Genomic DNA, 11,251 nt, shown 5'->3' with positions numbered 1-11,251 from the left:
CGGGCGATCCGAGAAGGAAGCGCGATGACCACCTCTGCTAACCAGTACGTCGAGGCTCTGCGGTCGTCACTGAAGGAGATCGACCGGCTGCGCAAGCAGAACCAGCAGCTGATCGCGGCAGCGGTGGAACCGATCGCGATCGTGGGCATCGGCTGCCGGTACCCCGGCGGGGTGATCTCGCCCGAGGACCTGTGGCAGGTCGTCGCCCAGGGCAGGGACGTGATCGGCGGATTCCCCGCCGATCGCGGCTGGGACGTCGCCGACCTCAACTCCGCCACCGTCGAAGGTGGTTTCCTCGAAGACCCGGCGTCGTTCGACGCCGGGTTCTTCGGCATCTCGCCCCGCGAAGCCGTCGTCATGGACCCGCAGCAGCGCCTCCTGCTCGAAACCGCCTGGGAGGCCCTGGAACGCGCGGGCGTGAACGCGCAGTCGTTGCGCGGCACCAAGACCGGTGTGTTCATGGGCACGACCTCGCAGGACTACGCCGATCTGCTCTCGCGCTCGGGCGAGGACGTCGGCCTCTACGCCACGACCGCGTTCGCCGCCTCCGTTCTCTCCGGCCGCATCTCCTACCTGCTGGGACTGGAAGGCCCCGCCGTCACCGTCGACACCGCTTGCTCTTCTTCTCTGGTGGCACTGCATCTCGCCTCGTCCGCTCTGCGCGCTGGGGAGTGCGACCTGGCGCTCGCCGGTGGTGTCGCGGTCATGACGACGCCCGCCGGGTTCGCCGCCTTCACTTCGCAGGGCGGGCTCGCCGGAAACGGTCGCTGCAAGGCGTTCTCGGACGACGCGGACGGTACCGGCTGGTCCGAGGGCGTCGGCGTGCTGGTGCTGAAGCGACTTTCCGACGCGCAACGCGCCGGCGACAAGATCCTCGCCGTCGTCCGCGGTTCCGCCGTCAACCAGGACGGTGCCTCGAACGGCCTGACCGCGCCCAACGGGCCCTCGCAGCAGCGCGTCATCCGTCAGGCGCTGCAGAACGGAGGCCTCGCACCGTCCGATGTGGACGCCGTCGAGGCGCACGGCACCGGAACCACGCTGGGCGACCCGATCGAGGCGCAGGCCATTCTCTCGGTGTACGGCCAGGACCGCGCCGAGCCGCTCTACCTCGGGTCGATCAAGTCCAACATCGGCCACCCCCAGGGCGCCGCCGGTGTCGCCGGCGTGATCAAGGTCGTCATGGCGCTGCAGAACGGACTGCTGCCGCAGTCCCTGCACCTCGGCACGCCCTCGACCCAGGTCGACTGGACCAAGGGCAACGTGTCCCTGCTGCACGACGCGCGGCCGTGGCCCTCGGTCGACCGCCCGCTGCGTGCCGGTGTGTCCGCGTTCGGCGTCTCGGGCACGAACGCGCACGTGATCATCGAACAGGCTCCTGCGCTGGTCGTCGAAGGCGCTCCTGTCGTGTCCGCTCCCGCTGTGCTGCCGTGGGTTCTGTCCGGTCGCACCGCCGCTGCCCTGGACGCGCAACGAGATCGGCTGCAGGCTGTCGTGGACTCCCTGTCGCCGCTGGACATCGCGTACACCCTGGCTACGGCGCGGGCGTCGTTCGAGCAGCGTGCCGTGGTGCTGCCGGACGGCACCGAGCTCGCCCGCGGGGTGGCCGCCGACGAGACCACGCTCGCGTTCCTGTTCTCCGGCCAGGGATCCCAGCGCCTCGGCATGGGACGTGAGCTGCACGCCCGGTTCCCCGTGTTCGCCGCCGCGTTCGACGCCGCTCTCGAACACCTCGACCCCGCTCTGCGTTCGGTGATGTGGGGCGACGACGCCGCCGCGCTGGAGCAGACCCGCTACACGCAGCCCGCGTTGTTCGCCTTCGAAGTCGCCATGTTCCGGTTGCTGGAGTCGTTCGGACTCGTGCCGGAGCAGGTGGCGGGCCACTCGATCGGTGAGATCGCGGCCGCGCACGTCGCCGGGGTGTTCTCGCTGGAGGACGCCTGCACGCTGGTGACCGCGCGCGCCTCGCTGATGCAGGCGCTCCCGGCCGGCGGCGTGATGATCGCCGTGCAGGCCACCGAGGACGAGGTCCTTCCGCTTCTCACCGACGGCGTCTCGATCGCCGCGATCAACGGCCCGGCGTCGCTGGTCATCGCCGGTGTCGAAGACGAAGCGCGTAGGATTGTTGAACAACTCAACGATCCTACGTCCGGCGTCGCGCCGCGCAAGTTCAAGCAGCTGCAGGTCAGCCACGCGTTCCACTCGCCGCTGATGGAGCCGATGCTGAACGACTTCCGCGCGGCGATCTCCGGAATTTCGTTCAACAATCCCTCAATTCCCCTGATGACTCGTGGGATTGTTGAACAATCCGAGTACTGGGTTCGGCACGTTCGCGACGCCGTGCGGTTCCACGACACCGTGACTGCGCTGGGCGACAAGACGTTCGTCGAGGTCGGCCCGGACGGCGTGCTCGCCGCGATGGTCGACGACGCGATCCCGACCGCGCGCAAGGACCGCGGCGAGGAGCTGGCGTTCGTGACGGCGCTGGCGCGGCTACATGTCGTGGGCGTTCCCGTGGACTGGACCCGGCTGTTCGAGGGTTCCGGGGCGCAGAAGGCGGACCTGCCGACGTACGCGTTCCAGAGGCAGCGGTTCTGGCCGCGTCCGAAGACGCAGTCCGGCGACGTGCGCGGCGCCGGACTCGGCTCGATCGGTCACCCGCTGCTCGGCGCGGCCGTGGAACTGGCCGGCTCGTCGGGACACCTGTTCACGTCCCGGTTGTCGCTGACGACGCACCCGTGGCTTGCCGATCACGTCGTGATGGGGCGGGTTCTGTTCGCCGGCACGGCATTCCTGGAGCTCGCCGTTCGCGCCGCGGACGAGGTCGGCTGCGACCGCGTCGAAGAACTCACGCTCGCCGCGCCGCTCGTGCTGGCGCCGGACGCCGCCGCTCAGGTGCAGGTCTCCGTCGGCGCTGCCGACTCCGAGGGCAAGCGCAGCGTCGCGATCTTCTCGCGGGCCGAGGGGTCCGTTGACCTGCCTTGGCTTCAGCACGCTTCCGGCGTGCTCGGCTCAGGCACCAACGCGGTCTCGTTCGACGCCTCGGTGTGGCCGCCCGCCGGTGCCGAGCCCGTCGACATCGCCGGGTCGTACGAGCGCTTCACCGACATGGGCTTCGACTACGGCCCTGTTTTCCAGGGCCTGCGGGCGGTCTGGCGTGGCGGCGACGGTGTCGTCTACGCCGAGGTGGCGCTGCCCGAGGGCGTCGACGGCGGAGCGTTCGGGCTGCACCCGGCGCTGCTGGACGCCGGTATGCACGCCGCCGGGTTCGGTGACCTCGGTTCGATCAGCCGTGGCGGGCTGCCGTTCTCCTGGCAGGGCGTGTCGCTGCACGCATCGGGCGCTTCCGCGGTGCGGGTGCGGTTGTCGCGCGGCGAGGACGGCTCGATGGAGATCGCCGTCGCTGACGCGACCGGCGCACCCGTTGCGTCCGTCGAGGCCCTGCAGACACGCCCTGTTCCCGTTGAGGAGCTGGGGTCCGGGGTCGAGCGCGACTCGTTGTTCCGCATCGAGTGGGCGCCTGTCGAACTGCCGGCGGGGTTCGCGGAGCAGACCGTCGCGGTGCTCGGGCCGGACGTGCTGTCGCTGGCCGCTGGTCCGGTCGTCTCCGAGTTGACGGACGCCGACCTGACGCTGGTTCCTGTGGTCGGCACGGATGTTCGCGAGACGTGTGCGCGGGTGTTGTCGCTGATCCAGGAGTTCGTGACGCGGCCCGAGGGGCGGCTCGCGTTCGTGACGCGCGGCGCGGTGGACGGCGACGATCTCGCCGCGGCCGCCGCGCGCGGCCTGGTGCGGTCGGCGCAGTCCGAGCACCCTGGCCGTTTCGTGCTGGTGGACCTGGACTTCTCCGACGCTTCCGTGGGCGCGGTGCTGCACGCGTTGACGACCGACGAGCCGGTGCTGGCGATCCGCGACGGTGTCGTTCTCGCCGCCCGCCTCGCCCGCGCCGCGCTGCCCACCTCGCAGTTGCCCTGGTCCGGTCGAGTGCTCATCACCGGTGGCACCGGCGGACTCGGTCAGCTGGTGGCCCGGCATCTCGTCGCGGAGCACGGCGTTCGCGACCTGTTCCTGGTCTCGCGCAGCGGCTCTGCCGACGTCTCGGCGTTGCAGGAGCTCGGCGCGGACGTGATCGTCGAGGCGTGCGACGTCTCCGACCGTTCGGCACTGGAGTCGTTGCTGTCGCGGCACTCCGTCGGCGGCGTCGTGCACACGGCCGCGGTGCTGGACGACGGTGTCGTCGAATCGTTGACGCCGGAGCGCATTGCCGTGGTGCTGGGCCCGAAGGCGGACGCCGCGCTGCACCTGCACGAGCTGTTGCCTGACGTGCCTTTCGTGCTGTTCTCGTCGGCCGCGGGCACGTTCGGTGGCGCCGGGCAGGCGAACTACGCCGCTGCCAACGCTTTCGTCGACGCTCTCGCCCGCATGCGCCGCGCATCCGGTCAGCACGCTGTCGCGCTGGCGTGGGGCGCCTGGGAGCAGACCTCGGGCATGACCGCCGCGATGTCGGACGCCGACATGCAGCGCATCGCCCGGTCCGGCATGCCTCCGCTGAAGGTCGCCGAGGGCTTGGCCTTGTTCGACGCCGGTGCCGCCGGATCGGACGCCTTCCTGCTGCCGCTTCGCCTGGATCTTCCCGCGCTGCGCGCCCAGGGCACGCCGCCGCCGTTGCTGCGCGGCCTGATCAAGACCCCGAAGCGCCGCGCCGCCGCGCAGTCCGTCGCGGCGGAAGGACTTGTCGCCGAACTGTCACGGCTCGGCTCCGACGCCCGGCTGGAAGCGTTGCTGAGCCTGGTCGCCACCGAGGTCGCCGCCGTGCTCGGCCACGGCAGCGCGTCCGAAGTGGACAGGACCCGCACGTTCCAGGGGCTCGGGTTCGACTCGCTGACCGCCGTCGAGCTGCGCAACCGCCTGACCGCGTCGACCGGTATCCGCCTGCCCGCGACCCTGATCTTCGACTACCCGACCGCCGGCGCCCTCGCCTCCTACCTGATGGACGAACTGTTCTGTGCGGACGTCTTCGTGCCGGAGGCGATCACCGGAGCGGTGTCCGACGACCCGATCGTGATCGTCGGCATGGCCTGCCACTACCCAGGCGGTGTGGCGTCACCGGAAGACCTGTGGCGCCTGGTGTCCGAGGAACGCGACGGCGTCACCGGCTTCCCGTCGAACCGCGGCTGGGACCTGGACGGGCTCTTCGACCCGGACCCGGACGCCGCCGGCAAGACCCACGTGATGCAGGGCGGTTTCCTGCACGACGCCCCGTCGTTCGACCCGGACTTCTTCGGCATGTCCCCGCGCGAGGCCCTCGCCACGGACGTGCAGCACCGGCTGCTGCTGCGGACCGCGTGGGAGGCCTTCGAGCGTGCGGGCATCGACCCGGCTTCCGTTCGTGGCTCCAAAACTGGCGTGTTCGCGGGCGTGATGTCCAACGACTACTCGACTTTGGTGTCCGACGACATCTTCGAGGGCTACCAGGGCACCGGTACCGCGCAGAGCGTGCTGTCCGGACGTGTCGCCTACACCTTCGGCCTCGAAGGCCCCGCGGTCACCGTCGACACGGCTTGCTCTTCTTCTTTGGTGGCACTGCATCTCGCGTCCTCGGCCCTGCGCAACGGCGAATGCTCACTGGCATTGGCCGGTGGCGTGACCGTCATGTCGACGCCGGGTTCGTTCGTCGCCTTCTCCAAGCAGCGCGGCCTCGCGATGGACGGCCGCTGCAAGTCCTTCGCCGACGCCGCCGACGGCACCGGCTGGGGCGAGGGCGTCGGCCTCCTCGTGCTGGAACGGCAGTCCGACGCGCTGCGCAACGGCCACACCGTGCTGGCGGTCGTACGAGGTTCTGCGGTCAACCAGGACGGCGCCTCGAACGGCCTGACCGCGCCGAACGGCCCGTCGCAGCAACGCGTGATCCGCTCCGCGCTGGCTTCGGCCGGACTTGCCGTGACCGACGTCGACGTCGTCGAAGCGCACGGCACGGGCACCACCCTGGGCGACCCGATCGAGGCGCAGGCGCTGCTCGCCGTGTACGGCCAAGATCGTCCGTCGCCGCTGCTGCTCGGCTCCATCAAGTCGAACATCGGCCACACCCAGGCCGCCGCGGGTGTCGCGGGCATCATCAAGATGGTCCACGCGATGCGCCACGGTGTCGTGCCCGCGACGCTGCACGTCGACCAGCCGTCGACCCACATCGACTGGACCGCGGGCGAGGTCTCCCTGGTCACGGCTGCGACGACGTGGCCTTCCGTCGCCCGCCCCCGCCGCGCGGGTGTCTCGTCGTTCGGTGTGTCGGGCACGAACGCCCACGTGATCTTGGAAGCGCCAAGCGCTCAGGAATTGTCAGAGGCGGCTCCGGTGCCCGCACCCCCCGCGGTGCCCGTGCCCTACGTGGTGTCGGCGCGCTCGGCGGACGCGTTGGCCGGGCAGGTCGAGCGGATCAAGGCGTGGCCGGGGGACGCGGCGGACATCGCGTTCTCGTTGCTGACCACGCGTGCGTTGTTCGCCCACCGGGCTGTAGTGCTTGACGGCGAGGTATTGGCTCGCGGTGTCGCCAAGGCCGGCGAGCCGGCATTCCTGTTCAGCGGGCAGGGGTCGCAGCGGATCGGCATGGGCCGTGAGCTGTACGGGGCGTTTCCCGTGTTCGCCGAGGCGCTGGACGCGGTGCTGGCCAACCTCGACCCGGCCGTCCGCGAGGTCATGTGGGGCGACGACCAGGAAGCGCTCAACCAGACCGGGGTCGCGCAGCCCGCGCTGTTCGCGTTCCAGGTCGCGCTGTACCGGTTGTTCGAGTTCTACGGCGTGAAGCCCAGTCGCATCGCGAGCCACTCCATCGGCGAGATCGCGGCCGCGCACGTCGCCGGTGTGTTCAGCCTCGAAGACGCCTGTCAGCTCGTGACGGCGCGTGCGTCGCTCATGCAGGCGTTGCCAGCCGGTGGCGCCATGGTGTCCGTGGTCGCTTCCGAGAAGAAGGTGCGCGAGCACCTGACTGATGGCGTGTCCATCGCTGTGGTCAACGGGCCTCGGTCCGTGGTGATCGCCGGCGTCGAAGAAGAAGTGCTCGCCATCGCGCAGAAGTGGAAGAACAAGCGGCTCAAGGTGTCGCATGCGTTCCACTCGCCGTTGATGGAGCCGATGCTGGACGACTTCCGCGAGGCCATCAGCGGGCTGACGTTCCACGAGCCTGTTGTAGGAATGTCGACATCCGGCGATGTCGACACTGTCGACTACTGGGTGAACCACGTCCGCGACACCGTTCGCTTCCACGACAACGTCACCGCGTTGGGTGACGTCAAGTTCGTGGAGATCGGGCCGGACGGCGTGCTGTCCGCGATGGTGGACGGCTGCGTGCCCGCGGTGCGGCGCAACGTTGACGAGGTCAGGTCAATGTTGACGGCATTGAGCCGAATCAATGTTGACGGCGTCAATGTTGATTGGAACAGGTTCTGTCAACATGGCCGGAAGATCGACCTGCCGACTTACGCCTTCGAGCAGCGAACGTTCTGGCCAGAGGTGTCCACGCGCTCGGATGTCCGGTCGGCCGGTCTCGGGGCGGTCGGGCATCCGCTGCTCGGCGCCGCCGTCGAGCTCGCCGGCGGAGAGGGCCTGCTGTTCACGAGCAGGCTGTCGCTGCGCACGCACCCGTGGCTGCGGGACCACTCGTTGCACGGCAAGGTCCTCGTGCCGGGAGCGGCACTCGTCGAGCTCGCGCTGCGGGCCGCGGACGAGGTGAGCCTCGATCGGGTGGACGAGCTGACGATCGCGGCGCCGCTCGTGCTGCCCGAGTCCGGCGCCGTGCAGGTGCAGATCCGGGTCGGCGGGGACGGCGACCGGCGGGCGGTGGCGATCCACAGCCGTCCCGAGGACAGCGACCTGCCGTGGACCGAGCACGCGTCCGGCTTCCTGATGTCCGGCGCCACGGCCGCGGACTTCGACACCTCGACGTGGCCGCCCGCGGGCGCGGAGGCCGTGCAGATCGAGGGCGCGTACGAGCGGTTCGCGGAGCTCGGGTTCGACTACGGGCACGCGTTCCAGGGCCTGCGGGCCGCGTGGAAGCTGGGCGACCAGGTGTTCGCCGAGGTCGCGCTCCCCGAGGACGTGGCGGCCACCGGTTTCGGCATCCACCCGGCGTTGCTGGACGCGGCGCTGCACGCGGTCGCGTTCGCCGACCAGCGGACCGAGGGCGCGGTGCCGTTCTCGTGGGAAGGTGTCGCGCTGCACGCGGTCGGCGCCACGTCGTTGCGGGTGCGGCTGCGGACCACCGGTGACAGCTCCATGGAGATCGCCCTCGCCGACGCCGCCGGTACGCCGGTCGCGACGGTCGGTTCGCTCGTCACACGGGCCGTGGCGGCGCAGCAGCTCAGCGCCGCGCAGGACGCGTTGTTCGGCTTGGACTGGGTGCCGATCACGCTCACCGAGGCGGTTCCGGCGGCACACGTCGTCGAGCGCGTCGAGACGGAAGGCTCTCCGGTCGAGGCCGCGCACGCGGTGACGGCTCAGGCACTCGCGAAGATCCAGGAGTGGATCGCGGCCGAACGCGCCGAGAAGCTCGTTTTCGTGACGCGGCAGGGTGATCTGGGCGCATCGGCCGTATGGGGGCTCGTGCGGGCCGCGCAGTCGGAGCACCCAGGCCGGTTCGCGTTGATCGAGACCGACGGCGACCTGCCGGACGCGGCGCTCGCGAGCGCCGAACCCCAGCTGCGCGTTTGGGGCGGCGAGGTCTTCGTGCCGCGTGTCGCCCGGGTCGCCGCCGGTGAGAGCGTTGTGCTGGAAGGACCTGTGCTGATCACCGGTGGTACCGGTGGGCTCGGCCAGGTCATCGCACGGCATCTCGTGGCCGCACATGGTGTCCGCGACCTGGTGCTGGTCAGTCGGCGCGGTGAGACGCCGGACTGGGTGGCGGAGCTGGACGCGTCGGTCACGGTCGCGGCCTGCGACGTCGCCGACCGGCACGCCGTCGCGAACCTCCTTGCAGGGCACCAGATCCGTTCCATCGTGCACACCGCTGGCGTGCTGGACGACGGCGTCATCGAGTCGCTCACGCCAGATCGTCTGTCGAACGTGTTGCGCCCCAAGGTCGACGCCGCGTGGAACCTGCACGAGCTCTCCGGCGACGTCTCGGCGTTCGTCGTCTACTCGTCCGGTGCGGGCATCTTCGGTTCGTCGGGCCAGGGCAACTACGCGGCGGGCAACACGTTCCTCGACGCGTTGGTCGAGCACCGGCGTTCGCAGGGCCTGCCGGGCGTGTCGCTGGCGTGGGGCGCGTGGGCGGAGACGGGCATGCTGTCCGGCGCGGACGCCGAGCGGCTCGCCAAGTCGGGCATGCCGCCGATCACGCCCGCGGAAGGTGTCGAGCTCTTCGACGCCGCATTGTCTTCCGGTGCCGCGCTAGTGCTGCCGCTGCGGCTCGACCTTCCGGTGTTCCGTGCGCGCGGCGAGGTTCCGGCGGTGTTGCAGGGGCTCGTGAAGGTTCGCGCTCGACGGGCGGCGGCGTCCGGCACCTCGTCGTCGCTGGTGCGGAAACTGACCGGTCTGGACGACGCCGGCCGCCTGGAGGCCTTGCTGGGCCTGGTCCGGGCCGAGGTCGGTGCGGTGCTCGGACACAGCGGCGGCGAGACGATCGATCCGTCGCGCGCCTTCCAGTCGCTGGGCTTCGACTCGCTGACCGCGGTCGAGTTGCGCAACCGCCTCGGTGAGGTCACCGGGTTGCGCCTGCCCGCGACGCTGACGTTCGACCACCCGACCGCCGCCGTGCTCGCCGGGTTCCTGAAGGACGAGCTGTTCGGCGCTGCGGACGCGGCGCCGCGGCTGCCCGCTCTGGTGTCCCCTTCGGACGATCCGATCGTGATCGTCGGCATGGCCTGCCGCTATCCCGGAGGCGTGTCGTCGCCCGAGGACCTGTGGCGGCTCGTGGCGGAGGGCGTCGACGCGATCACGGAGTTCCCGGTCAACCGCGGCTGGGACGTCGACGGCATCTACCACCCGGACCCCGACCACGCGGGCACGACCTACTCGATCGCCGGTGGCTTCCTGCACGAGGCGGGTGCGTTCGACCCGGCGTTCTTCGGCATGTCCCCGCGCGAGGCCCTGGCCACGGACTCACAGCAGCGCCTGCTGCTCGAGACCACCTGGGAGGCGCTGGAACGCTCGGGAATCGACCCGGCCTCGTTGCGGGGCAGTGCGACCGGCGTGTTCACCGGCGTCATGTACAACGACTACGCGTCCATTCTGGACGGTGGCGAGTTCGAGGGACACCAGGGCCAGGGCAGCGCGGGCTCGATCGCTTCGGGTCGCGTCTCCTACACGTTCGGCTTCGAGGGCCCGGCCGTCACGGTCGACACCGCTTGCTCTTCTTCTTTGGTGGCGCTGCATCTGGCTTCGCAGGCGCTGCGGTCGGGGGAGTGCTCGCTGGCTGTGGCGGGTGGCGTGACGGTGATGTCGACGCCCACCACCTATGTCGAGTTCTCCCGTCAGCGCGGTCTTTCCGTTGACGGGCGCTGCAAGGCGTTCTCAGACGACGCGGACGGCACCGGCTGGGGTGAGGGCGTCGGTCTGCTCGTGCTGGAACGGCAGTCTGATGCGGTTCGCAACGGCCACACCGTGCTGGCGGTCGTGCGCGGTTCGGCGGTCAACCAGGACGGCGCCTCGAACGGCCTGACCGCGCCGAACGGTCCGTCGCAGCAACGCGTGATCCGCGCGGCGCTGGCTTCGGCTGGGTTGTCGCCGGCGGACGTCGACGCGGTCGAGGCGCACGGCACCGCCACCCGGCTCGGCGACCCGATCGAGGCGCAGGCGCTGCTGGCGGTGTACGGGCAGGACCGCTCCGAGCCGCTCTACCTGGGTTCGATCAAGTCGAACATCGGCCACACGCAGGCCGCCGCGGGTGTCGCGGGCGTGATCAAGATGGTGCAGGCGCTGCGCCACGGCGTGCTGCCCGAGACGCTGCACGTCGGCACGCCGACCACGCAGGTCGACTGGGAGTCCGGCGCCGTCGAGGTGCTGACCTCGTCCCGCACGTGGCCTTCGGTGTCGCGCGCACGTCGCGCGGGCGTCTCGTCGTTCGGTGTCTCGGGCACGAACGCGCACGTGATCTTGGAGGCTCCTGACGCTCAGGAATTGTCAGACCCGGTTGAGATGATTGGGATGGGGGCTCGCAGCCCCCTGGGGGCCAGCGAGGCGGGATCGATTCAGGTCGTGGGTGCGCCGCTGGTGGTGTCGGCGAAGTCGGCGGCGTCGTTGCGGGCCCAGGTGGAGCAGGTCG

Annotated in this window: 1 protein-coding gene (running past one end of the window); it reads left to right on the top strand. The window is 70.4% G+C overall.

Features of this window, described 5'->3' with window-relative positions; translation table 11 throughout:
* The first annotated feature begins 24 nt into the window (after positions 1-24).
* Positions 25-11,251, top strand: partial view of an SDR family NAD(P)-dependent oxidoreductase gene (locus SK854_RS03295; RefSeq protein ID WP_319973433.1) — the beginning only. It continues 18,413 nt past the right edge of the window; the window shows 11,227 of its 29,640 coding nt (coding positions 1-11,227); it begins with the start codon at positions 25-27; the stop codon falls past the right edge of the window.

The organism is Lentzea sokolovensis, assembly GCF_033949975.1.
In the GTDB taxonomy this organism is placed as follows: domain Bacteria; phylum Actinomycetota; class Actinomycetes; order Mycobacteriales; family Pseudonocardiaceae; genus Lentzea; species Lentzea sokolovensis.
Note: the sequence above shows the minus strand (reverse complement) of the source record. Positions and strands in the feature narration are given on the sequence as shown.